This window comes from Oceanospirillum sp. (assembly GCF_048265165.1).
Classification (GTDB): Bacteria; Pseudomonadota; Gammaproteobacteria; order Pseudomonadales; family Halomonadaceae; genus Oceanospirillum.
Genome location: NZ_JBLXCD010000005.1, coordinates 79,355 through 102,586, shown reverse-complemented (window position 1 = coordinate 102,586; position 23,232 = coordinate 79,355). Strand labels below are relative to the sequence as shown.

The following is a 23,232-nucleotide window of genomic DNA, read 5'->3' as shown; positions in this document are numbered from 1 at the left end:
AAAAAACCGGAGAAAAAGTTTAGCTGTGATAAGGCGTCTAAAGCTGTCGCTTGATCCACTGTCTTACTACCTCAATCAAGGCGTTCTCATCAAATGCTTCCGGAGAGGGTTGGTAAGCCTGAATTAGTACTTTCCCGACACCCTGGCTGAATTCCTGGGTCTGACCACTACGATCCAGAAATGTCAGCCAGTGCCGTCCGGCTAGGGGTGAAATTTTTTCCCGGTCATAATTGATCATGGCCATGCGCCGCAGCAGCATATTAAGCTCGTTCAGCAGTCGTTGGTGCTCACCATGTTCGTTGAAACGTACCTGCATACTCTCCAGTTCTTTCAGTGCATAACGGCGTGTTCGGGTGCGCATATAGTAACGACGAGCCAGAACTCCGATCATGATAACCGCCAGAATACCGGCAACGGAGATCCACCAGATGTTGACGCTGGGGGTCCAGCCACCACTAGGTTCCGGAATATGTATATCTTTAAGTTGATCCAGTAATTTGGATGCTTCTTGAGTGACGTGTGCGGTGCTCATTCAGCGGGGCTCCTGCCGAGCTCTATTCGTTTGTGATCATGAACAGATATCATGGATACTATATGCAATACATTTTTTATTTATATTTTTAGGTATCTGTTTGTTGTTTCTGGCTTTTTTATCCCCAAAAGGGATCATCATTATACCGGTTTAAACTAGGTTTTACCGGGAACCCCTGGCAAAAAACTGTTTCAGTTTGTCAGTTGGTTTCTCATGTGTTGACAGGGATATAAAATGCCCCCGGGCTTTTTGTATGGCTTGTTTAAGGGCATCTTTGTGCAGGTCAAACTCTCTCCGGTAACGCTTTTGCTCCGCTGGTTTGGTGCCGTCGTAATAGAAATCCTGGCTGCCATCGGTCAGAAAGCAGGAGCCCATTGGTAATTCCCGCTCTAGTATATCGCTGACCTGAATGGCAACAAGGATATGGCTACGACTGAGCTGTGTCAGAATAGATAAATCTTCCAGATCCAGAGACCAAAAATCACTGATGAGTACAATCAGGCTACCATGCCCTGGCTGTACCGCAATTTGCCGTAGCACTTGATTCATGCGGCCGGTTTGAGACCGGCTTTTCGCCTGGGTGATGTTATGCCCCAGATCACAACTGGTTTTCAGTAAAGGCAGAAGTCCTTTATGCCGGGCTTTGGGCTTTATCAGGCGTGCTTCTTCTCCATTAAACACCAGCCCACCGCAACGATCTCCCTGATAGCTTAGAGCCCAGCCGAGTGTAGCGGCGATATTAGCTGCTTGCTCAGCTTTACTACGCAGGCTGCCGAATAGCATAGAGGCAGAGAGATCCACAACTAGATGAGCGGGTCTCTCCCGTTCCTCCATAAAAACTTTGGTGTGAGGCCGGCGGGTACGGGCTGTTACCTTCCAGTCCATCAGACGAATGTCATCCCCTGGCTGGTAATTCCGTATTTCACTGAGCTCCATACCTCGTCCCTGCTGACGGGAGCGGTGCTGACCTGCTAGTGTCGAGCCCGTTGGAGAGCGTAAATTCAAACCTAGGAGGTTTTTATACTCCTGCAGTCGACTGAGCTGCTCCAATCTTAGCTCTGGCAGGAAAGGGGTTTCCATGTCCTGTATTGGCTCTGGTCGCAGGCTTTTGCGGATCTGTTGCCATGCGGAATTCAGCATCAACTCACCGGTACCTGTTGTAATAAATGCGCGATTATCTGATCGGCTCTGAACCCTGCTGCCTCTGCTTCGTAGCGGAGCAGCAACCGGTGACGAAAAACATCCGGCACCATCGTCTGAACATCTTCAGGCGTTACAAAATCACGGCCATCAAGCCAAGCGTGGGCCCGGGAACAACGATCCAGAGCCAGTGTGGCACGGGGACTGACACCGTATTCAATCCATTGAGCCAGATCCTTGTTATAACGATCCGGGCGGCGGGTGGCATCCACAAGGTGCACAATATATTGCTCGATACTTTCCGCCATGTAGATATCCAGGACCTCTTTCCGGCCCTGAATAATCTCCTGCTGACTGACTGATGGCAATACGTTGCTGTCCTGTGTGTATGACAACATCTCTTTTTGCTCGTTACGGATCAGGCGCAAAATTTCAAGCTCAGCTTCAGCACTGGGATAGCTCAGGTTGGTATGCAGCAGAAAGCGATCGAGTTGTGCTTCCGGGAGGGGGTAGGTGCCTTCCTGTTCTATCGGGTTTTGGGTCGCCATGACAAGAAAGGTTTCCGGCAGGGAGTAGCTGGTATTACCAACTGTAACCTGGCGTTCTGCCATTGCTTCCAGTAGTGCGGCCTGAACTTTAGCCGGGGCGCGGTTGATCTCATCCGCCAGCACAAAATGGTTAAACACAGGGCCCTGTTGGAAACTGAAGCTGTTGTGTTCCGGACGGTAGATATCTGTACCAGTAATATCAGCAGGTAGCAGGTCAGGGGTAAACTGGATACGCTGGAAATCACCCTCAAGGCAATCAGATAGCGACTTGATAGCCTTGGTCTTGGCAAGGCCGGGAGGGCCTTCCACCAGCAAATGGCCGTCGGCCAGTAAAGCAATCAATAAACGACTGAGCAGTGTTTCCTGCCCGATAATCTGGCTTTTTAAGTGGTCATTCAGAGACTGAAAGGCGTCGCGAACACTCATGGTTATCCTTGTATCGTCAGGGTGTTGTTTGTTGTCTATGGATAAGCACACTTGCCTGTGGCTTTATTGATTATGCCATATCCAGATACAGGCTGGCTCAATACCTATACCTGTGAGACTGCACCTATACGTGTGAGACTGCATTAATGTCAGCGAGTATAGCGAGATTACTTTCTGGCTGGCTAGCATCTGATCAACGAATTGAGCATGGGTTCCATTAAAAAAAAGTGCCCTGGTTTGTAAACTAAACTTTGAGCCGCTTGAAACAAATCGGCATTTTGGGGCTTGTTTTACGGTGTGAAAGCTATCTCCTATGTTGTTCGCTTCTCCCCCTATGCTTTTTTGTAATAGATCATCGGTACAGCGGTTGATTTGTACTATGTTTTGAACAAAGCTATCTCTATATTAGATAGGATGTTATGCCTGTTTTGTTATGGGTTTAAATCACATAAAGTCATCCCGGAATCACCCCTGAGGTTAATTGACGATGTATCAAGCCAGTGAAGGTCACAAACAGTTTCTCGGTCTTCTGGAAGACCAGCTTGCACAAAAGTTTTCTGAAAAACAGGCAAAAGATATCAGTACTTTTGCCGGCCTGTATTACGCATCGGCTTCTCTGGAAGAGCTGGCTGAACGTCGTTCGGACGATCTGTATGGCGCAACGGTATCTGCGTGGAATTTTGTCCAGAAGCACGATGATAATGAACCGAAAATTCGTGTCTACAACCCTGACTTTGAACAGCATGGCTGGCAGTCAACCCATACTGTTATTGAGGTGTTGCACCGGGATATGGCTTTTCTGGTGGACTCCATTCGTATCGAACTGAATCGACGGGGTTTAACGGTTCACTCGATCCATAATGCGGTTCTGAACTTCCTGCGCGACGATAAAGGGCAGATGACAGATCTGAAGGGCCGCCGTGATAGCTCTGAAGATACGGGTTGTGCTGAATCACTGATCTATATTGAAGTTGATCGTCATACTGATCAGGCTGAACTGGACGAGCTGTCTGCCAGCCTGGCGACAGTTTTGTTGGAGGTTTCCACTGCGGTTGATGATTTTGATGCGATGGAGCATAAGTGCTTTGAGCTGTGTGATGCGCTTGCATCCAGTCATCCTGAGCATTTGTCCGATGAGGATGTAAACGAAGCAGTCGACTTCCTGAAGTGGCTGAATGACGAGCACTTTACCTTCCTGGGTTATGACGAATACGATGTTGCTGATGACAATGGCAAGAAGGTTCTGAAGCTGGTTTCCGGTTCTGAAATGGGGGTTCTGAAGCTGGATGACCCCCGTTACAACTCTCAGGATCGTAATGAGCTGGCGCTCGACGGTCGTCAGTTTGTATTGATTCCCGAGCTGCTGACTTTTGCTAAAGCCCCTGAGCATGCCCGTGTTCATCGCCCGGCATACCCTGATTATATTCGTATCAAGCGCTTTGATGAGAAAGGCAACCTGGTGGGGGAGAGTCGCTTCCTAGGGCTGTATACGGCATCAGTTTATAATGAGACACCTCGTAATGTACCTATCCTTCGCAAGAAGATACAGGCGGTACTTGAGGCATCCGGCCTGGATCCAAACGGGCACAATGGAAAGCAGCTGGTTCAGATTCTGGAGGTTTATCCCCGTGATGACCTGTTCCAGATAAGCCTGCCTGAACTGACAGAAACAGCTGTTGCTATTATGAACATCCGCGAGCGCCCTAAGGTGCGCTTGTTTATCCGTGAAGACCGTTTCGGCAAACTGTTTTCCTGCCTGGTTTATGTGCCCCGTGATATCTTCAGTACTGAGCTGCGCCATAAACTGCGCGATCTGCTGTGCGAAGAATTGGATGCCCACGGTAACGAATTCCACACCTACTTCTCTGAATCGGTTCTGGCTCGCTCTCAACTGATCCTGCGCTTCAATGGTGATACACCGCCTAAGTACGATATTCGTGCAATTGAGAAAAAAGTGATTCAGGTGGTTCGCTCCTGGAGTGACGATCTGGCTGAGGCGCTTGTGGAGGGTTATGGCGAAGAGAAGGCCAACGCTTATCTGCGCCTTTATCGTGATGCATTCCCAGCGAGTTACCGCGAGGACTACAGTCCAAGAACGGCGGTCTTTGATATCGGTTATATCGATGAGCTGAATGATACACGCTCGGTCACTATGTCTTTTTACCGCCAGCTGGAAGCTGAAAACAATCATCTGCAATTTAAGTTGTTTCACAAAAACGAACAGCTGCCTCTGTCTGATGTCATTCCGGTATTGGAAAATCTGGGCATGCGGGTTGTCGGCGAGCACCCTTACGAGATCTGTCGTAGCGATGGTGACGTTATCTGGGTGCATGACTTCTCACTGGAGCCGTCCTCCGGTCGGATGGATGCGCCTTTGGTTGAGGTACGCGATGTTTTCCAGGAAGCCTTTGAACAGATCTGGAACGGCTCTGCAGAAAATGACAGCTTTAACCGCCTGGTTCTGACATCTCGCCTGAACTGGCGTCAGGTTACCGTTTTGCGTGCTTATGCCAAGTATATGAAGCAGATTCGCTTTAGTTTTGGACAGAGCTATATCGCAACGACATTAGGCAACCATGCGGGGATCACCAGCATGCTGCTTGAGCTGTTCAGTTTGCGCTTTGATCCCAGTGCAAATTACACTGAAGGAACTGAAGAAGCCCTGGTCAACCGCATTACTGAAGCGCTGGATCAGGTTCAGTCTCTGACAGAAGATATGATTCTTCGCCGCTATATGCAGTTGATGCTGGCGACTCTGCGTACCAACTTTTACCAACTGGACAACAGCGGCAATATTAAATCTTACGTGTCGTTTAAGTTGAATACCCATAAGATTCCTGATGTACCTCTGCCCCGACCAATGTTTGAGATCTTCGTTTACTCCCCACGAGTGGAAGGCGTTCACCTGCGCGGTGGCAAAGTAGCCCGTGGTGGCCTGCGCTGGTCTGATCGTCATGAAGACTTCCGTACCGAAGTGCTTGGTCTGGTTAAAGCCCAGCAGGTTAAGAACTCTGTCATCGTACCGGTTGGTGCGAAAGGTGGCTTCGTCAGCAAGTGCCCACCTTCAAGCGGTGACCGTGACGATATCCTGCAGGAAGGTATCGCGTGTTATAAAACCTTTATCAACGCCCTGTTGGACATCACCGATAACCTGATTGAGGGTGAAGTGGTTCCACCAAAGCAGGTGGTGCGTCACGATGAAGACGATCCGTACCTGGTTGTTGCAGCGGATAAAGGTACAGCGACCTTCTCTGATATTGCCAATGGCATCTCACTGGAGCACGGTTTCTGGCTGAAAGATGCTTTCGCATCCGGTGGTGCTAACGGTTACGACCATAAGAAAATGGGTATTACGGCCCGTGGTGCCTGGGTTTCTGTACAGCGTCACTTCCGTGAATTTGATCATGATGTCCAGAACGAAGATTTCACGGTTGTCGGTATTGGCGACATGAGCGGTGATGTATTCGGTAACGGTATGCTGCTGTCTGAGCACATTCAGTTGGTATGCGCATTTAACCATCTTCATATTTTTGTAGACCCGAATCCGGATGCTCTGAGCAGCTTCCGTGAGCGTCAGCGCTTGTTTGACCTGCCGCGTTCAAGTTGGGCAGACTACAACGCGAAACTGATCTCTGAGGGCGGTGGTATTTTCTCCCGTTCCGCGAAATCCATTGTGGTTACGCCGCAGATGAAAGCGCGTTTTGATATCAAAGAGGATCATCTTTCACCAAATGATCTGATCTCAGCTGTTCTGAAAGCGCCTGTTGATCTGATCTGGAACGGTGGTATTGGCACCTATATTAAAGCCAGCTCAGAGTCCCATGGGGATGCAGGCGATAAGGCAAATGATAGCTTGCGTATCAATGGTAATCAGATGCGTGCCCGTGTACTGGGTGAAGGGGGTAACCTGGGTGTCACTCAGCGGGCCCGTATCGAATACGGTTTGCATGGTGGTGCATCCAACACTGACTTTATCGATAACGCAGGCGGTGTGGACTGCTCTGACCATGAGGTTAACATCAAGATTTTGCTGGCTGAGCTGGTAGAACAGGGTGATATGACCGAGAAGCAGCGAAATAAGCTGCTGGAAGCGATGACCGAAGAAGTGGGTGATCTGGTTCTGAAGAATAACTATAGCCAGTCTCAGGCACTGAGTTTGGCTAAGATCATGGCGAAAGAGGGCATCGGCCAATTCCGCCGCTTTATTAATGCGTTGGAAAGTGAAGGCAAACTGAATCGTGAACTGGAGTTTATTCCGGCTGATGATGTGCTGCTGGAACGCTTCAATCAGGGCGAAGGCCTGACCCGGGCTGAACTGTCGGTACTGATCTCTTATGCCAAGTCAGACCTGAAACAGGCACTGTTGGCAACAGAAGTACCGGATGACAGCTTTATCGAGCGTGAAGTCGAACGTGCCTTCCCTCATGTTCTGATGGAAAAGTACAAACCGGCTATGTACAACCACCGACTGAAGCGTGAGATTGTTTCCACGCAGCTGGCAAATGATCTGATTGATCACGGTGGTATTGCCTTTATTCATCGCCTGATCGACTCTTCCGGTGCTGAAGCGGCTGAGATTGCACGCGCGTACGTGGTCACCCGTGAAGTGTTTGGTATCCATAGTCTATGGAGCCAGATCGAGCAACTGGATAACCGCGTAAGCAGCTCTGTTCAGTATGAGATGATGCTGGAACTGATGCGTCTGATTCGTCGGGCAACCCGTTGGTTCCTGCGCCCGCACCTAGCCAATCTTCCGGTTCGTGATGCGATTGAGCTGTATGAACCTAAAGTTCGTATGCTGAGCGAAGGCATCGGTGAGCGTCTGCGCGGAGCACAGTTGGAAAACTGGAGCAAGCGGCGCGAAGATCTGATTAGCAAAGGTGTTCCTGAAGCACTGGCTGATCAGGTTGCTGCAACTTCCGGGCTTTACTCTTTACTGGGAATTGTTGAAGCAGAACGTTCAACCGGTGAAAAACTTCAACGTGTTGCTGAAGTGTACTTCGAGCTGGGGCATCAACTGGATCTGCAGTGGATCAGTCAGAAAATCACTCAGTTGGATGTTCATGATAGCTGGGAAGCATTAGCCCGCGAAACCTTCCGTGATGACCTGGATTGGCAAAGTCGTGCGCTGGCCATCAGTGTGCTGCAGATGGAGGATGGTGCATTAGATGTTGAAGGCCGTGTGACCCAGTGGATGAAGCGACATCAGCATCAGGTTAATCGCTGGCAGACGATTCTTCAGGAGATTGAAACTGGCAACAAAGCTGACTTCCCGATCTACTCTGTGGCCATGCGCGAGCTTTTTGACTTGGCACAGATGCAGATGGAAGCATAAAATATGCTTTATGCAGGAAGTTATCGTCTCACTCAGCCTAAGTGCTGAAAAATATCTGGAATACTACCGGGGCTATGCCTCTGGTGTAATCGCTTACGACACCCTTGGCAGGCGGGTGCAGTTGCCCGCCTCCGTGTTGCGCCAGTTTGTTACCCATAAGGGTATTCAAGGGGTGTTTAGGGTCAGGTTTGGAGCCGGTAATAAATTCCAGAGTATAGAAAGGGTAGCCTGAAGAGGCTGCCCTTTTTTTATTTATTCTGACGCTTTTACTCATCAATTTTTTTAACTCCTCTCAACCTTTCCACCGTTAATGCTTTTAGTGCGCTGTCAGCGTATAATTTTGCCGTTTTACATCCGCTTTGATGCATCGCTTTCAGGAGTCCTGTCATGTACGGTTTAGCGCGCAATATTCTGTTCCGTTTTTCTGGTGAAACGGCCCATGAACTGGCTTTGGATGGCCTGAATGCCGCCAATCGTCTGGGTGTTTTGTCGCCGTTTGTGGCAAAGCCGGTAAATGCGCCGGTTGAAGTGATGGGGATTAAGTTCCCAAACGCAGTGGGGATGGCTGCAGGGTTAGATAAAAATGCGGACTATCTGGATGCGCTGGGTGCCCTGGGCTTCGGTTTTGTCGAGGTAGGTACGGTAACTCCTAAACCTCAGCCGGGTAATGATAAGCCGCGTCTTTTCCGTATCCCGGAAAAAGAAGCCATCATCAATCGGATGGGCTTCAACAACAAAGGTGTACATCATCTGGTTGAGCAGGTTAAGCGGCGCAAATTTCAGGGTATCGTCGGTATCAATATCGGTAAAAACCTGACCACCTCTGTGGATGATGCTGAAAAAGACTACCTCTACTGCCTGAAAGAAGTTTACCCGCATGCGGACTATGTGACCGTTAATATCTCATCTCCGAATACTCCGGGGCTGCGTACCCTTCAGTTTGGTGAAACGCTGGAAGCGCTACTTCGTGCGTTGAAAGAGGAGCAGACCCGCTTAGCGGAGCAACATCAACGTTATGTACCCATTGCGGTGAAAATTGCACCGGATATGAGTGATGAAGAGATTCGTCTGGTGGCGAATAATATCCGTAATCAGAAGATGGATGCGGTGATTGCGACCAACACCACTCTGGATCGTGATGCCGTTCTTGGGCTGGACAATGCCGATGAAACAGGTGGTTTGAGCGGTAAACCGGTACGTGATAAATCTACCCATGTGATCAGAGTTCTTGCTGAGACTTTGCAGGGTGAGCTGCCCATTATCGGGGTAGGTGGTATTGATTGTGCTGAAGCCGCCTGCGAGAAAATAGAAGCAGGTGCCAGCCTGGTGCAGGTATATACTGGGTTTATCTATCAGGGGCCCAAACTGGTGAAAGAAGTCGCTGAAGCGGTTGCAGCTTTGCAGGTATCTCGTAGGTCTTAAACTGGCGGGGTGCATTTCAGGGTTGGGATGCATTTCAGAATAGTACTAAAAAGGCTCGCAGTTGCGAGCCTTAGAGTTATTCTGGTATGGACAATGTCGCTTTAACTCTGGCCAGCAGATAAGCTGCCAGGTAGCTTCAGTCTAAGGCAGTACGGTCGGATTCTTGTGGATTCCGGAGACACCAGTCATACCCGCCCACGAATCTGCGCGGCCTTCTCGCCATCCGCTCATCCAGTATTGCCGGGCATCAATGTTACTGTTTGGGCATAAATCCCGGGATTTTCCGGATACGCCTGCTTGGTAACCACGTAAAAAAGATCGTTGGGCTGGGTCTCTTTTTTGTCTTTTCATAGTGAGTAACGCCTCGTAACTATCTGTGGAGTTTGTCTGATTACCGTGCTCTGTTTAGCTTTCACGGCAGGCCGGTTATATGGCCTCTGACAAACACTCCCTAAATGTAAAGTCCTGTGGCACCTGGGTGCCTTTTTTTCAGGTCCGGGATCAGATCGCATCAGATCTGAAAGACATCAGGTTTCTTTAACCTCCGGTCTGATGTTGAAGTACACTCTTAAAACTAAAATGAGCCTGTACTTTTAATGACCTGTTTAGGGGTTTAGAGTTCACTGTGTTTTACGACGTTTGCGCAAAATCTGCGGCAACAACTTAGTTGTAGTGGAATTGTCATACTTTGTCGAACACCTTTTTTTCATAATCCTGTAGCTGCTTAGTCGGTGCAGGAATAACGAAACATGCTAATAAAGTTAGCCTGTTGAATTGGCTGGGAAATAATGGCTTTACTAGATCTTTTTTTAACCTGTCCGAAAAGCCTTGAAGGTCTGCTGGCACAGGAGTGCGCGCAACTGGGTGCCGAAAGTGTTAGGGAAAAAGTAGCGGGCGTGGAGTGTCAGGCGACATTGGAGGTGGCCTATCGTCTCTGTTTATGGTCTCGCCTGGCAAACCGTGTATTGCTGCGGTTATATGTTGGCCCGGCGGAAACTGCCGATGAGATGTACGATACGGTTCAGTGGGTCAACTGGCAGGACCACATGCAGGAGATGGGGACTCTGGCCGTAGATTTTTCCGGTACTAACCGTGAGATCCGTAATACGCACTTTGCCGCTCAGCGCGTTAAAGACGCCATTGTTGACCAACTTAAAGAGAAAACCGGCTATCGCCATTCGGTGGATAAAGAGCGCCCGTCGATGCGGGTTAATGCGCGGCTGAACCGTGGTGAAGTGGTGCTGAGCCTCGATCTTTCTGGTAGTAGTCTGCATCAGAGGGGCTATCGCCTGGATGGTGCCATGGCGCCTCTGAAAGAGAATCTGGCGGCGGCGATTCTGATCCGCAGTGGCTGGCCTGAATTGGCCAAAGAAGGAAAGCCGCTGATCGATCCTATGTGTGGTTCCGGTACGTTGTTGATTGAAGCGGCGTTGATGGCAATGGACCAGGCTCCAGGCCTGAACCGCAGCCACTTTGGCTTCTTTACCTGGAAGCAGCACGATTTTGATTTATGGCGAGAAGTGGAACACGAGGCAGAAGCACGTGCTTCCATTGGTCATAAGCGTTGGGATGGGCTGATTTACGGTTATGATGCCAGTGGTAAAGCTCTTGTTGCCGCGCAGAAAAATATTCGTCGTGCCGGTCTGGATAAAATCGTTAATGTTACGAAAAAAGAGCTGGCTTACTTTGTTCAGCCAACCCATGCTGGCAATCTTGATGCAGGCCTTGTGGCAACGAACCCTCCGTATGGGGAACGGATCAGTGATATGCCGTCGTTGATCCATTTGTATCGCCACCTAGGGGATCGACTGAAAGAGTCTTTCCCAGGCTGGCAGGTATCGGTCTTCACAGGTAATACCGACCTTTGTCACAAGATGGGGCTGCGCAGTCACAAGCAGTACAACATGTTTAATGGTGCTCTGCCCTGTAAGCTTCTGTTGTTTGCTGTAGCTGCAGATTCTGATCAGCGGGTGCGCCCGGATAAACCGACTCAAAGCACCGAAGAGTTGATTATGGATGAATCGGCCTGGAGTGATGGCGGGCGGATGTTTGCAAACCGGGTGCGAAAAAACCTGAAAAACCTGAAAAAGTGGCTGAAAAAAGAGAAAACGGAGTGCTATCGCGCCTATGACTCTGATATTCCTGAATATGCGGTTGCGGTAGATGTTTACGGCGATCATCTGCATGTTCAGGAGTATGCACCTCCTAAAACCATCGACCCTGCTAAAGCTGAGCGCCGTTTGTTGGATGTGATTCAGGTGTTGCCAGCGGTATTTAATATCAACCCGTCGAATATCCATCTGAAGCAGCGTAAGCGTCAGGCCGGTCGTGCACAGTATGAAAAAATGGACAAGAAGCGCGAGATGCTGACCGTTAACGAAGGTCCCTGCAAGCTGCTGGTTAATCTGGATGATTATCTGGATACGGGTCTGTTTCTGGATCATCGTCCTGTTCGTACCTACATTGGTGAGCAGTCAAAAGACCTGCGTGTACTGAATCTCTTCTGCTATACCGCTACTGCTACAGTTCATGCTGCGGTAGGCGGTGCCCGGAGCACTGTTAGTGTGGACCTGTCCAACACCTATCTGGAGTGGGGCAAGAAGAACATGCGTCTGAACGGTTTTTACGGTGAAGAGCATGAATTTATTCAGGCTGATTGCACTCAATGGCTGCAGGAAAATATGCGGCTGTTTGATCTGATCTTTATGGATCCACCAACTTTCTCTAATTCGAAGCGGATGAAAGATGTGCTGGATGTTCAGCGTGATCACGCCCGCATGATACGTCATGCCATGCGTGTGCTGGCGCCAGGTGGTGCCTTGATCTTCTCTAATAATCTGCGCAGCTTCAAAATGGATGAATCGATTCTAGATGAGTTTGATGTGCAGGATATTTCTAAAGAATCGGTGCCAACGGATTTTGCCCGTAATCCTAAGATCCATCATTGTTTTGAGATACGCTATTTCGATTGATCGGTAAGCGTTATCAGCAGTCTGTCGGGCTTGTCCGGGCAGGCTGTTTTTTATTCTCCAGGATGCCTTTCTGAGAGAGGTTTTGTTAAGAGTATGAAAAACGGAGTCAATAATGAGTAAGGTTCTGTATCTTTACACCACCTTGGGCTGCCACCTTTGTGAGCAGGCATTGGCAATCGTTCATCCGCTGATAGCAGAAGAGGGTATGGTTTTAGAGTTGGTGGAGATCAGTGAGAAGGAAGCTCTGGTGGAGCGATATGGGATTCGAATCCCCGTAATCCGCCTTGCTGACCAGGAAGAGGAGCTGGGTTGGCCGTTTGATGCTGAAGCTGCAAGACGCTATTTGTCTTTGGGTTAACCGGTGGGAAGTTCGCCGGCCCTCATCAGGTCCGAGAAGAGATCGGCGGCTTCTTCACTGTCATCCAGCTGAAGTACGCGCTTCATACCACGACTTTCCTGAATAGTGCCGATGCTTTCCATCAGAGTGACAGCCTCATCATAGGACTCTACTAAGGAGTGCGTCAGGCCGCCAAATTGCGTACCGATCTGTCCCCAGGCTTTGGTTAATAGCCAGTCGCCGAACATATCCTGATGGATATGAACCAGACAGTAATCATGTTCGTTTTGCCAGCGAACAATCACTTGTGCAACTCCTGCGGACTGATATGATTCTCAACTACTGTGATCAACAGAGATCAGATCAGTAGTCCCTTAATGAAAGCGCCTACGCTCTGATACTGGATCAGAGGCACTTTGCTGACTGATATTGCTCAATGTACCGGTTGTCAGAGAAGGTTCTTCTCAATGAATGAATTGCACCAACAAGTACGGCTTTAAGCCGCCATAGGTATGCGTAATGATTCACCCAATTCTGACCAGTGGCAGGAATTGAGCCTGAATCCCTCGCATTTGTAAAGTGTTGATATAAAAAGCCCTTTCCTGCCGTGATGTTTATTTTGGCAGGTCTTACTCAGGGCAGGATAAAACCAGAGGAAGACAGATGCACATTATTGCCGATGAGAATATCCCTCTTGTTCAGGAGTTTTTCTCTGAACTGGGTACGATTGAAACACTTCCGGGGCGTTCTATGACTCAGAAGCAGATTCAAAAGGCAGATGTGCTACTGGTTCGCTCTATTACGAATATCAGTCCGGCGTTGCTGGAAGGCTCAAAAGTGCGCTTTGTCGCAACGGCCACCATCGGCTGTGATCATATCGATCAGGAGTACCTGGCGGCGAATAATATTGGTTTTGCCAATGCACCGGGTTGCAATGCGAACTCGGTGGTTGAATATGTTCTGAGTGTGTTGTCTTTGCTGGCAGATCAGGAAGACTTTATTTTAAAAGAGAAAACTGTCGGTATTATCGGGGCTGGCAATGTGGGACGGCGGCTGAAGGATCGTTTACAGGAGATCGGCATCAAGGTATTGGTAAATGACCCACCTCGTGCATTGACTGAAGGTGCTGAGGGTTTTACTGATCTGGATGAGTTGTTGGGGCAATCTGACATTATCTCCATGCATACACCGCTGATTAAACATGGTGATCACCCAACTCTGCATCTGCTGAATGAAACCCGCATCAACAAGCTGAAACCGGAGACTGTGTTGATCAACAGTGGTCGGGGATCCGCTGTCGATACGGTAGCACTAAAGCGAAGGCTGCAGGAGAAAGGCGATTTAGTCACGGTGCTTGATGTATGGGAGTCGGAACCGGATATTGACTATGAACTTTTGGAACTGGTGGATATAGGTACGCCACATATTGCCGGCTATAGCCTTGATGGCAAGCTTGGCGGCACCGAGATGGTCTATCGGGCTGTTTGTGGGTATTTCGGCTTACCCGCCCGCAAAAAGCTGGGGCAGCTTATCCCGGAGCCACCTTTACGCAAGCTTTCATTTTCAAATCAGGCCCATCGTTGGCAGGCCACTCTCACTGCAATTCGCGCTTGTTACGATGTTCGGAATGATGATATGGCACTACGTCGGGCCTTTAGTAAAGCTCGGCGGCAGAACCAATCGTTAGGTCAGGCATTTGATGAGCTGAGGCGCACTTACCCGGTACGCCGTGAATTTGACACTCTTAAAGTGCAACTGAAAACCAGCCAGAAAAAATTGGGTGACCGGCTGGAGAAATTTGGTTTTTCTGTTCGTCTGGGTAAATAAGTCTTTTTAATCAAACGGTTAATTATTGTTCTAATAAAAAATATCCCTTTTTTTAGTGAAATGCCCGGTTTTTACCGGGTATTTTTTGCCTGGTTTCTGGTTTTAAAATCCTGCAGACACCGCTTGTGTGCTGATTTTGAGTAGATTCCGCTTTCGGTAGAAAGGTTATAACTCACTCCTAAAAGTCTCAATTTATGCGTTAATTTGTTTTTTATTCACGCCTTGACGCTGAATCATAAATTTAGCTACGTTAAAAAAGGCAGGTGTGTATTACCTGTCTGTATCGGAGAGAACCGTTCGAAGCTCTCCATAACAGGTTTAGCCTGTTCAGTTTGCTGGGTATGTCGGATCCATTGAACTCTATCGATGTCGGGTCTCCCGATAAGGATAAGAGAGTTTAAGGGGGTCAGGGGTGCCCGGATCAATTCTACTGCCTTGTTCGGCAGTGTCGGAAAGATGGAGCGACATGATGTCTCTAACCAGTCAATTAAAGAAAATCGCAGGTATTTCCTGCGTAGCCGCCACTCTGGCAACGGCAACCGGGGTTGCACAAGCCGATACGTGGCGCTATGCCCATGAGGAATACAAAGGTGATGTACAGGATGTGTACGCCCTTAAATTTAAGGAATATATCGAAGATAACTCTGAGCATACACTTCAGGTCTATCGTTTCGGTGAGCTGGGTGAATCCGACGATATTATGGAGCAAACGCAGGCGGGTATTCTGCAGTTTGTTAACCAGTCACCGGGGTTCACTGGTTCTTTGATTCCCGAGGCTCAGATCTTTTTTATTCCTTATCTTTTACCGACTGATATGGAAACTGTGGTTAAGTTTTTCCGTGAAAGTAAGGCGATCAATGAAGACTTTACTGAACTCTATGCAGATAAAGGCCTGGAACTTCTGAAGATGTACCCTGAGGGGGAGATGGTTGTCACAGCAGATGAGCCGGTGACCAATCCGCAGGATTTTAAAGGCAAAAAAATTCGCGTGATGACGAATCCTCTGTTGTCATCGACCTACGAAGCCTTTGGTGCAACCCCAACACCGCTACCTTGGGGTGAAGTGTATGGTGCACTGCAGACCAATATGATTCAGGGGCAGGAAAATCCAATTTTCTGGATTGAATCCGGTGGTCTTTATGAGGTTTCCCCTAACCTGATCTTTACCGGCCACGGCTGGTTTACGACGGCCTCCATGGCGAACAAAGACTTCTTTGATGATCTTTCTGCGAGCGACAAGCAGGTGGTTCGGGATGCTTCTGAATATGCTTTTAACGAAACGATGAAGCATATTGATGGTTTAGCAGATCGGGCTCTGGATAAGATTGTTAAAAGTAGTGACAAGGTGACGGTGACCCGCCTGACGGATCGCCAGATCGCAAAGTTTAAAGCCCGTGCCCCTAAGGTTGAGGAAACCTTTTATGAAATGGCTGGGGAAAGTGGCAAAGTACTCCTGCAGCAGTTTAAAACTGATCTGGATGCGGTTGCCAAGTAAGCCCTTCTGCGTATCTTTTTTAATGGATACTGACGTCAGGGAGGCCCGGCTGAGCGGGTCTCTCTGTCAGATATTAACGGCAACATCGTTTGCCGAAGCATGAGCGAAATGCCATGACGGATTCTGAGAATTTAACCTATCACTCTGAGCTCCCCGGCCTTCTGGGCAAATTCGACAACCTGATCAGTAAAGTAGAAGCCTTTATGCTGGCTGCGGGCGTGTTACTGATGGCACTGAACACCTGCGTTAATGTTGTTGCCCGGTTTGGTTTTGGTCAGGGACTTTTTTTTACCGGTGAAATTAACCGGATTCTTATCATTCTTATTACCTTTGCCGGTATTGGCTATGCGGCCCGTCAGGGACGGCATATCCGAATGTCTGCCATCTATGATTCCTTGCCCCATCAGGCCCGGAAGTGGGCCATGATTATGATTGCACTGATAACCTCGTGCATTATGTTTTTACTTGCCTGGCTTTCTTTTGAATATGTCTCAGATGTTTTCAAACGAGGGCGTATTTTGCCTGCATTGGGCTTTCCGATCTGGTGGATCTATATCTGGGTTCCCATAGGCTTTGCGATTACAGGCATACAGTATTTTCTGACGGTCATAAAAAACCTCACCAGTAAGGATATTTACCTGTCTACGGGGGTACTTGATGGGTATGCCGATGATGAGTCCGAGGTCTGAGCTAAGAGTTTTCGGCTCAGTGATAAAAATGATCTTAAAAAAAATAATGCATAAGGATTTATCATGGCTACAACCCTAATGCTGATCATGATCGTGCTGCTTTTGCTCGGTTTTCCAATGATGATTCCCCTGATTACCGCAGCCCTTGCCGGTTTTTATATGATGTTTGGCGGTATTGGGCAGATGGATACTTTTATCCAGCAGGTGCTGGGTGGTATTCGTCCGGCCTCATTGATTGCCGTTCCTATGTTTATTCTGGCTGCAGATATTATGACCCGAGGGCAATCTGCCAACCGCCTGATTGATATGGTGATGACCTTTATCGGACATATCCGAGGGGGGCTGGCGATCAGTACTGCGACTTCCTGTACTTTGTTTGGTGCCGTGTCCGGTTCGACTCAGGCGACGGTTGTTGCTGTGGGCTCAGCGCTCAGACCGAAACTGTTAAAAGCGGGTTACTCTGACTCGTTCTCGTTGGCGCTGATTATCAATGCCAGCGACATTGCCTTTTTGATTCCCCCCAGTATCGGCATGATCATCTATGGTGTGATCTCGGAAACATCTATTGCAGAACTGTTTATTGCCGGTATCGGCCCGGGTCTGATGATCCTGTTTCTGTTTTCTGCCTACTGTCTGATTTACGCCACTGTTCACAATGTACCAACAGAGGAAAAAGCGAGCTGGAGTGAGCGTTTTAAAGCGACTCGCATGGCAATCTGGCCACTGATGTTTCCCGTTATTATTGTTGGCGGCATTTATGGTGGTGTATTTAGCCCGACTGAAGCGGCTGCGGTATGCGTACTTTATGCGGTCATTCTGGAATTTGGTGTCTTCCGCTCCCTGAGCAGTAAAGATATCTACACGATTGCCAAATCCACGGGCTTGATTACGGCGGTAGTTTTTATCCTGGTGGGTGTGGGGAACGGCTTTTCCTGGATTATCTCTTTTGCGCAGATACCTCAAACTATTCTGGATGCCGTTGGTATCAATGATATGGGGCCGGTTGGTGTTCTGGTCGCGATCTCAGTGGCCTTTTTTGTTGCCTGTATGTTTGTTGATCCTATTGTTGTTATTCTGGTGCTGACGCCGATTTTTGCACCGGCCATAGAAGCGACAGGTCTTGATCCGGTTCACGTTGGGATCATTATCACACTGCAGGTTGCCATCGGTTCGGCAACACCTCCTTTTGGCTGTGATATTTTTACCGCCATCGCAATCTTTAAGAAACCTTACTGGGAAGTCGTTCGGGGAACTGGGCCCTTTATTGCTATTTTGCTGTTCTCGGCCGGATTGCTCGTGGCTTTTCCTGAAATTGCCCTCTTCCTTCGGGATGTGGCATTCAGTGATTAACTCAGGATTAAGGAGTTCGATATGTTTAAAAGAATCTTAGTGGCGGTGGATGGCTCAGTAACAGCCCTGGATGCTTTAGATAAAGCGATTGAACTACAGCAATTAACTCGTCAGCAGGATGGCGAAGCTGAAATCTATCTGCTTTGTGTGTACAAACATCACAGCTTATTCGAGGCATCTTTATCCATGGTTCGCCCGGATGAGATGCAGATCCCGGATCAGGCACTGACAGAATATGCCCGAGATGTTGTGGATCAGGCCAAAAAACATGCCCTGAAGCAGGGTGTAACCTGCCGTGGTTTTGTTAAAGGAGGACGCCCCTCTAAAAAAATTGTGTCTTTTGCACAAACTAAAGAGGTTGATCTGATTGTTATGGGTTCAAAAGGTACTCATACCGATGTGGATGGTATGTTTCTGGGAAGTGTTTCGCAGCGGGTGGCAGCCCATGCCAAATGCCCGGTGATGATCGTTTAGCAAAAAGCGACGCTAACACTTCCTGCTTACTGGCCGGACTTACCGATATCTTCGATAAATCCGGCTATTATTTTTCCGGGGCAGACAGGCAATCGTTACAGGCTAGTCATTGATCGCATGCAGGTATTGCAGCAGGGCTTTTTCAGCCAGAGGTGGCGAGTAATAGTAGCCCTGAATTAACTCACAGTTGAAACCTCTCAGAATGTCCAGCTGCTCTTCATTTTCAACCCCTTCCGCAACGGTGATAAAGTTGAAGTTCTCCGACATCTGCATCACGGTTTCCACCAGTTTCTTGTCCCGGTCACTCTCATGCATATCTTTAATAAAAGTGCGGTCAATTTTAAGCACCGAAACCGGCAGTTCTTTCAGGTAGGCCAGAGAGGAGTATCCGGTGCCAAAATCATCAATGGCGATGGATATTCCCGCTGCCGCTAACTGACAGAGCTGCTCCAGGGCGGCGACCATATCGGTCATCAGACCGGACTCTGTGACTTCTATCTCCAGTGAGCCTGGGGGCAACTGATAGCGCTGTAAGGTGTTTAGGCATTTGTGAGCAAAGTCAGACTGAATCAGTTGCTGACTGGCTACGTTAATGGCTAACACAAAGTTATCAGCAACCAGCTGTTGGTCACGCCACTGCTTCAGCTTCTGGCAGCTTTGATCTAATACCCACTGGCCTATCTCTATAATCTGCCCGGTTTTTTCTGCTACCGGAATAAAAACATCAGGAGGTATGCGGCCTAAATCAGGGTGACTCCAGCGCAGGAGGGCTTCCGCGCCATGGCATTGCTGATTTTTCAGGGTAATCTTGGGCTGGAAGTAAAGTTCCAACTCCTGACGTTCAATTGCCTGATTCAGGGCTTCCTGTAGCGTCACCTTCTGCTGTAATTGGGCTTCCAGCTCCGGTGTATAGTCTCGCCAGGTATTCGGTTTTTCAGGCACTGCCAAAGCAGCCAGGCGGATCAGGTTCTCTGCTGAACGCTGGGCACCGGATGCACTCAATCCTGCCCGCACATTGAGTCGTATCCGAAACTCCTGGTAATCGATGGGTTCTCGGATAGTGTCCAGCAGTGGGGTTACGTGATCTGCCAGTTGTTGGCAGGAAAGCTCTGCCGCCTGTTTGGTTTCGCGCAGCAGAACCCATTCGGTACTGCTCCATAGACCAAGGATATCTCCTGGCTGACGGTGTGCTATGGCTCTGTTTTTTAAGGCCAGTGCCAGATTCTCCGCTACTTCAAGCCCGTGCAACCGGGCCATTTCCTCTAGACCATCCACGGAGAAGAAATAGAGCAGTTGAGGTTTACCTTTCTGCAGGCGTTCATGGAGCAGGTTGAGTAACCCCCGCCGGTTTGGCAGTCCGGTTAAAGGGTCTTCGACGGTCATTCGGCGTAACTCAGAAGTGCGCTGTTGTACCAGTGTTTCCAGCTCGTCGGCACGGAACATCTGTTGCTGAAGCTTTATATGCTCCTGAAGAATATTCTCCAGCCTGCGCAAGACTTCTTTGTTATCGAAGGGCTTGGTCAGAAAGTCCCGGGCACCCAGCTCCAATGCCTGGTAACGGGTGCTCTGGTCTGTATTGGCTGTCAGAATAATCACTGCAGGCTGTTTGTCCGGCAGTTGATCCCGAAGCTGTTGCAGAAGCTCAAGACCTGTAATGTGAGGCATGCGGATATCAAGGAAAATCAGATCCGGACACTTTTGCTTAACCCTGGGCATGAGTTTTCGCGGGTCAGTCATACACTCAATCTGCTCAAAGCCTTCATCTTCAAGCATGCTGGCCAGTAGATCGACGTTGACCTCATTGTCATCAAGAATCAGGATGTCTGCATCAGTATTCAATGAGCTTTGGCTATCCACAGTTAGTGCTCCAGTTGTTTTTGCAGTGTCTGGAGTAACTGATCCATATCCAGAGGTTTATTGAGGTAATCGATAAAGCCGTCTGACATAAGCTCGGAGCGACACTTATCTGAAGCTGCTGCGGAGACTGCAATAACAGGTATTTTCCGGGTTAGAGGGTTACGGGATAACATTTGTTGTGCCTGAATCCCTGTAATACCAGGCAGGTCAAGATCCATCAGAATCAGATCCGGTATGTCTGAGGCGGCCATCTCTAGGGCGATCTCTGCGGAGGAGGCCAGTGATAGCCGGTAGTCCGGATGTTCGTCAACAAAAGCTTCCAGTAAACGCTGGTTAGCCGGATTATCTTCCACATATAGCAGATGAATTCCCTTTTGTTCCACATCGCTTCTTTGAGCCGTGTTGTAAGGCTCGGTAGTGCTCTGCTCAGCCAGTGGTAGTGTAAACCAGAAACAGCTTCCCTTGTGCTCCTCACTCTCCACACCGATACGCCCTCGCATCAGCTCGACCAGCTGTTGACTCAGGGCCAGGCCGATGCCTGTGCCTTCGATGGCGGAATTCTCAGCGCCGAGTCGGCTAAAGGGTTGGAACAACTGTTCAAGCTTATCTGAAGAGATACCTTCACCGGTATCTTCAACTTCAATACGCAGTTGATTTCCTTGTATTTTACAGCGTATAAATACACGGCCTTCAGGGCGATTGTATTTAATAGCATTGGTAACCAAGTTTATCAGTACCTGCTGGCAGCGGGTATAATCAGCAGTGACCCAGATGGTTTGATTCGTGCTTTCATCCGGCTGCAGAAGAATCTGATATTGGTCTGCTATCGGTTGTAGCCCTTCCAGTGCATCCAGCATCATTTCCCGTACATTAAGCGATTCCAGAGAAACGCTGATACGGCCTGCCTCAATGCGGGCCAGATCCAGGACATCATTAATCAGAGCAAGCAGATGCTGCCCGCTTTTGTAGATCTGCTTTACATGGCGTTGCTGGCGATCTGTCAGCGGATGCTTACCGGACTGCAGAAGCTGAGCAAATCCCAGAATCGCATTCATTGGTGTACGCAGCTCATGGCTCATCGATGAGAGGAATTCACTTTTTGCCTGGCTGGCTTGCTGAGCCGCATCCCGTGCCTGGCGTAGCTGTCCATTGATTTGCTCACGCTCATGCATTTGCCGGTACAGGCGAATCAGTAATGCGCAGGTACTGGTAAAAGGATTCAGCCACTCGGCCAGTTCCGGTTGATAGTCCTTTTGGCTGTTCGCGATGGCAAACATACCAATCACTTCACCCTGATCAAATATAGGTACACCCATATAGCGATAAAGTTCCGGGTGACCCGGAGGCAGATAACTGTTCTCAAACCGTTCCTGCATCTTGTTATCAATAATTAACTCTTCATCGGCGAATACTTTACCAATAAGAGTATCCGGGTTGCTGAGTAACATATCGCCTGCCACCAGCTTATCCATCAGTAACTTGGACTCTTTACTCCATGACAGGTCCGTTATGGCATGTAGTTTGAGAGCTTTGCGACCATCAACCAATAAAACTTCACCGATGAATGCATAGTCACTGTCAGTCAGCTCCTTGAGAGCTTCCATAAGAAAGGCCCAAAGTTTGTCTTTTGAAAGCAGCGCCTGATAATCAGTCAGGCCCTGATGGAGGATTTTCAGTAGTGTTTTCTCTTGCTGCTCTGCCCGTTGAGCCGCCCGAACATCCTGCAGGTCCGATAAAATACCAATGAACTGGCGCTCTTCAGGTTGGTTGTTATGAACCTCGCTGACCCCTAAGTGAATCGGTAATCGTGTGCCATCTTTCCGCCGGGCTTCAACTTCCCGGCCTTTGCCAATGATCTTGGCCTGGCCGCTTTGCATAAATCGGCTCAGGTAGTCGTCATGTTCTCTTGCCCATGGGTTGGGCATGATCACTTTAACATTCTGGCCTTTTAGCTCCTCTTCACTGTAGTCGAGAAGCTGCTGGGCGAAGGGATTAACTTCAAGAATGGTGCCGAGGTGGTTGATACGGATGATGCCCGCTGCCGCTGAATCGACAATGGCACGGTAACGGGCACGGCTGATACCCACTTCGTTTTTTTCACGGGCAAGTATAAGGGTTTGCTGATGCAGGCGAATCAGCTCTTCAGCCTGACGGGCGAGCTGCTCCAGGCGGAGCACCTCCCGGGCAGATAGGGTTCTTGGCCGGGTATCAAGAATACAGAAACTTCCCAGGTGTAACCCGTCGCTAATGCTGATGGGGATGCCGGCATAAAAACGAATTGAGCGTTCACCGGTGACTAAAGGATTGTCCCGAAACTGCTCATCAGCAAGTGTATCGGGGATGACCAGGTTTTCACCCAGGGATATGGCGTGAGAGCAGAAGGAGATATCCCTATGGGTTTCGGTACAGTTAAATCCCTGCTCAGACTTAAACCATTGCCGGTTTTTATCCACTAGTGATACTAAAGCGATGGGGGTGTCAAAAAGGTCTCTTGCCAGTTCTGTCAGTCGGTCAAACGCAGCATCTCGCCCTGAATCAAGAATCGCCAGTTCATGTAGATGCTGAAGGCGTTCTGTTTCGTTGGCTGGCAATAATAGATCAGACATGATTAAGACCTTCGCTTACAGGGTTTGGCGGTAACCGGTTTTTGAGTTACAGAGAATTACAGGTGATATATTCCATCATCAGCGGATATTTCCCCTTCCATTGAGTTGCAACTGCGGATAATTAAGAATTATATGATAAAACAAATATGATAGATGCTGTTTTCTGCTATATGACGATTGAAAAGTGCTTGCTTGAGTAAAGTGTATTCAGCGCTATTTTAA

Annotated in this window: 17 protein-coding genes; 10 read left to right on the top strand and 7 right to left on the bottom strand. The window is 48.8% G+C overall.

What is annotated here, in order from left to right; translation table 11 throughout:
- Nucleotides 1-37 precede the first annotated feature (37 nt).
- From ACN0R8_RS11235 to ACN0R8_RS11225, 3 genes are all read right to left on the bottom strand, one after another.
- Complete coding sequence (locus ACN0R8_RS11235; protein ID WP_417597435.1) at nucleotides 38-532, bottom strand: DUF4381 domain-containing protein; 495 nt, start codon at nucleotides 530-532, stop codon at nucleotides 38-40.
- A 162-nt stretch (nucleotides 533-694) separates the two neighbouring features.
- Nucleotides 695-1,672 carry a DUF58 domain-containing protein gene (locus ACN0R8_RS11230; RefSeq protein WP_417597433.1) on the bottom strand — a complete coding sequence of 326 codons (978 nt, stop codon included), beginning with the start codon at nucleotides 1,670-1,672 and terminating at the stop codon, nucleotides 695-697.
- Entirely contained in the window at nucleotides 1,672-2,646 is a 975-nt protein-coding gene (locus ACN0R8_RS11225; RefSeq protein WP_417597431.1) for an AAA family ATPase, read from the bottom strand. The genes ACN0R8_RS11230 and ACN0R8_RS11225 overlap by 1 nt, the downstream gene beginning before the upstream one ends.
- Nucleotides 2,647-3,133: 487 nt before the next feature.
- Here ACN0R8_RS11225 and ACN0R8_RS11220 point away from each other — a divergent pair, with 487 nt between their 5' ends.
- The 3 genes from ACN0R8_RS11220 to ACN0R8_RS11210 all read left to right on the top strand — a co-directional run bounded on the left by ACN0R8_RS11220 (nucleotide 3,134) and on the right by ACN0R8_RS11210 (nucleotide 9,403).
- The gene (locus ACN0R8_RS11220; RefSeq protein ID WP_417597429.1) at nucleotides 3,134-7,981 is read left to right on the top strand and encodes an NAD-glutamate dehydrogenase; all 4,848 of its coding nucleotides are present in this window, start codon (nucleotides 3,134-3,136) and stop codon (nucleotides 7,979-7,981) included.
- A gap of 10 nt (nucleotides 7,982-7,991) precedes the next feature.
- Nucleotides 7,992-8,213 (top strand): DUF2835 domain-containing protein, encoded by a 222-nt coding sequence (locus ACN0R8_RS11215; protein ID WP_417597427.1) that lies wholly within the window; start codon nucleotides 7,992-7,994, stop codon nucleotides 8,211-8,213.
- A gap of 155 nt (nucleotides 8,214-8,368) precedes the next feature.
- Nucleotides 8,369-9,403, top strand: coding sequence for a quinone-dependent dihydroorotate dehydrogenase (locus ACN0R8_RS11210; protein WP_417597425.1), 1,035 nt, complete (start codon nucleotides 8,369-8,371; stop codon nucleotides 9,401-9,403).
- Between the two features lie 141 nt (nucleotides 9,404-9,544).
- On the opposite strand, the gene rmf is transcribed toward ACN0R8_RS11210, so the two are convergent.
- A complete protein-coding gene (rmf, locus tag ACN0R8_RS11205; protein ID WP_078320122.1) occupies nucleotides 9,545-9,754 on the bottom strand; it encodes a ribosome modulation factor in 210 nt (69 codons plus the stop codon).
- Between the two features lie 437 nt (nucleotides 9,755-10,191).
- Here rmf and rlmKL point away from each other — a divergent pair, with 437 nt between their 5' ends.
- Nucleotides 10,192-12,375: a bifunctional 23S rRNA (guanine(2069)-N(7))-methyltransferase RlmK/23S rRNA (guanine(2445)-N(2))-methyltransferase RlmL gene (rlmKL, locus tag ACN0R8_RS11200; protein ID WP_417597421.1), complete on the top strand. Its 2,184-nt coding sequence runs from the start codon at nucleotides 10,192-10,194 to the stop codon at nucleotides 12,373-12,375.
- A 112-nt stretch (nucleotides 12,376-12,487) separates the two neighbouring features.
- Nucleotides 12,488-12,733: a glutaredoxin family protein gene (locus ACN0R8_RS11195; protein ID WP_417597419.1), complete on the top strand. Its 246-nt coding sequence runs from the start codon at nucleotides 12,488-12,490 to the stop codon at nucleotides 12,731-12,733.
- On the opposite strand, the gene ACN0R8_RS11190 is transcribed toward ACN0R8_RS11195, so the two are convergent.
- A complete protein-coding gene (locus ACN0R8_RS11190) occupies nucleotides 12,730-13,017 on the bottom strand; it encodes a WGR domain-containing protein (RefSeq protein ID WP_078320125.1) in 288 nt (95 codons plus the stop codon). The genes ACN0R8_RS11195 and ACN0R8_RS11190 overlap by 4 nt on opposite strands.
- A 358-nt stretch (nucleotides 13,018-13,375) precedes the next feature.
- On the opposite strand from ACN0R8_RS11190, the gene pdxB reads away from it, so the two are divergent.
- The 5 genes from pdxB (at nucleotide 13,376) to ACN0R8_RS11165 (ending at nucleotide 18,547) form a co-directional block, all read left to right on the top strand.
- Complete coding sequence (gene pdxB / locus ACN0R8_RS11185) at nucleotides 13,376-14,539, top strand: 4-phosphoerythronate dehydrogenase PdxB (RefSeq protein ID WP_417597417.1); 1,164 nt, start codon at nucleotides 13,376-13,378, stop codon at nucleotides 14,537-14,539.
- A 469-nt stretch (nucleotides 14,540-15,008) separates the two neighbouring features.
- Nucleotides 15,009-16,034 (top strand): TRAP transporter substrate-binding protein DctP, encoded by a 1,026-nt coding sequence (gene dctP, locus ACN0R8_RS11180; protein WP_417597415.1) that lies wholly within the window; start codon nucleotides 15,009-15,011, stop codon nucleotides 16,032-16,034.
- Between the two features lie 113 nt (nucleotides 16,035-16,147).
- On the top strand, nucleotides 16,148-16,723 hold the full coding sequence (locus tag ACN0R8_RS11175) for a TRAP transporter small permease (protein ID WP_417597413.1): 576 nt from the start codon (nucleotides 16,148-16,150) through the stop codon (nucleotides 16,721-16,723).
- A 63-nt stretch (nucleotides 16,724-16,786) separates the two neighbouring features.
- The gene (locus tag ACN0R8_RS11170) at nucleotides 16,787-18,073 is read left to right on the top strand and encodes a TRAP transporter large permease (protein ID WP_417597411.1); all 1,287 of its coding nucleotides are present in this window, start codon (nucleotides 16,787-16,789) and stop codon (nucleotides 18,071-18,073) included.
- A gap of 21 nt (nucleotides 18,074-18,094) precedes the next feature.
- Nucleotides 18,095-18,547: a universal stress protein gene (locus ACN0R8_RS11165; RefSeq protein ID WP_417597409.1), complete on the top strand. Its 453-nt coding sequence runs from the start codon at nucleotides 18,095-18,097 to the stop codon at nucleotides 18,545-18,547.
- Nucleotides 18,548-18,649: 102 nt separating this feature from the next.
- On the opposite strand, the gene ACN0R8_RS11160 is transcribed toward ACN0R8_RS11165, so the two are convergent.
- Together ACN0R8_RS11160 and ACN0R8_RS11155 are read right to left on the bottom strand one after the other, a co-directional pair.
- On the bottom strand, nucleotides 18,650-20,404 hold the full coding sequence (locus ACN0R8_RS11160; protein ID WP_417597407.1) for an EAL domain-containing protein: 1,755 nt from the start codon (nucleotides 20,402-20,404) through the stop codon (nucleotides 18,650-18,652).
- A 2-nt stretch (nucleotides 20,405-20,406) separates the two neighbouring features.
- Entirely contained in the window at nucleotides 20,407-23,010 is a 2,604-nt protein-coding gene (locus ACN0R8_RS11155) for an ATP-binding protein (RefSeq protein WP_417597404.1), read from the bottom strand.
- Nucleotides 23,011-23,232: the final 222 nt, after the last annotated feature.

What these genes read in the sequence shown, in the direction of transcription:
- ACN0R8_RS11175 (WP_417597413.1), top strand. Translation starts at nt 16,148, where the DNA reads ATGACGGATTCTGAGAATTTAACCTATCACTCTGAGCTCCCCGGCCTT.
- rmf (WP_078320122.1), bottom strand. Translation starts at nt 9,754, where the DNA reads ATGAAAAGACAAAAAAGAGACCCAGCCCAACGATCTTTTTTACGTGGT.
- ACN0R8_RS11235 (WP_417597435.1), bottom strand. Translation starts at nt 532, where the DNA reads ATGAGCACCGCACACGTCACTCAAGAAGCATCCAAATTACTGGATCAA.
- ACN0R8_RS11220 (WP_417597429.1), top strand. Translation starts at nt 3,134, where the DNA reads ATGTATCAAGCCAGTGAAGGTCACAAACAGTTTCTCGGTCTTCTGGAA.
- ACN0R8_RS11155 (WP_417597404.1), bottom strand. Translation starts at nt 23,010, where the DNA reads ATGTCTGATCTATTATTGCCAGCCAACGAAACAGAACGCCTTCAGCAT.
- ACN0R8_RS11165 (WP_417597409.1), top strand. Translation starts at nt 18,095, where the DNA reads ATGTTTAAAAGAATCTTAGTGGCGGTGGATGGCTCAGTAACAGCCCTG.
- ACN0R8_RS11210 (WP_417597425.1), top strand. Translation starts at nt 8,369, where the DNA reads ATGTACGGTTTAGCGCGCAATATTCTGTTCCGTTTTTCTGGTGAAACG.
- ACN0R8_RS11215 (WP_417597427.1), top strand. Translation starts at nt 7,992, where the DNA reads ATGCAGGAAGTTATCGTCTCACTCAGCCTAAGTGCTGAAAAATATCTG.
- rlmKL (WP_417597421.1), top strand. Translation starts at nt 10,192, where the DNA reads ATGGCTTTACTAGATCTTTTTTTAACCTGTCCGAAAAGCCTTGAAGGT.
- ACN0R8_RS11230 (WP_417597433.1), bottom strand. Translation starts at nt 1,672, where the DNA reads ATGCTGAATTCCGCATGGCAACAGATCCGCAAAAGCCTGCGACCAGAG.
- dctP (WP_417597415.1), top strand. Translation starts at nt 15,009, where the DNA reads ATGTCTCTAACCAGTCAATTAAAGAAAATCGCAGGTATTTCCTGCGTA.
- ACN0R8_RS11195 (WP_417597419.1), top strand. Translation starts at nt 12,488, where the DNA reads ATGAGTAAGGTTCTGTATCTTTACACCACCTTGGGCTGCCACCTTTGT.
- pdxB (WP_417597417.1), top strand. Translation starts at nt 13,376, where the DNA reads ATGCACATTATTGCCGATGAGAATATCCCTCTTGTTCAGGAGTTTTTC.
- ACN0R8_RS11170 (WP_417597411.1), top strand. Translation starts at nt 16,787, where the DNA reads ATGGCTACAACCCTAATGCTGATCATGATCGTGCTGCTTTTGCTCGGT.
- ACN0R8_RS11225 (WP_417597431.1), bottom strand. Translation starts at nt 2,646, where the DNA reads ATGAGTGTTCGCGACGCCTTTCAGTCTCTGAATGACCACTTAAAAAGC.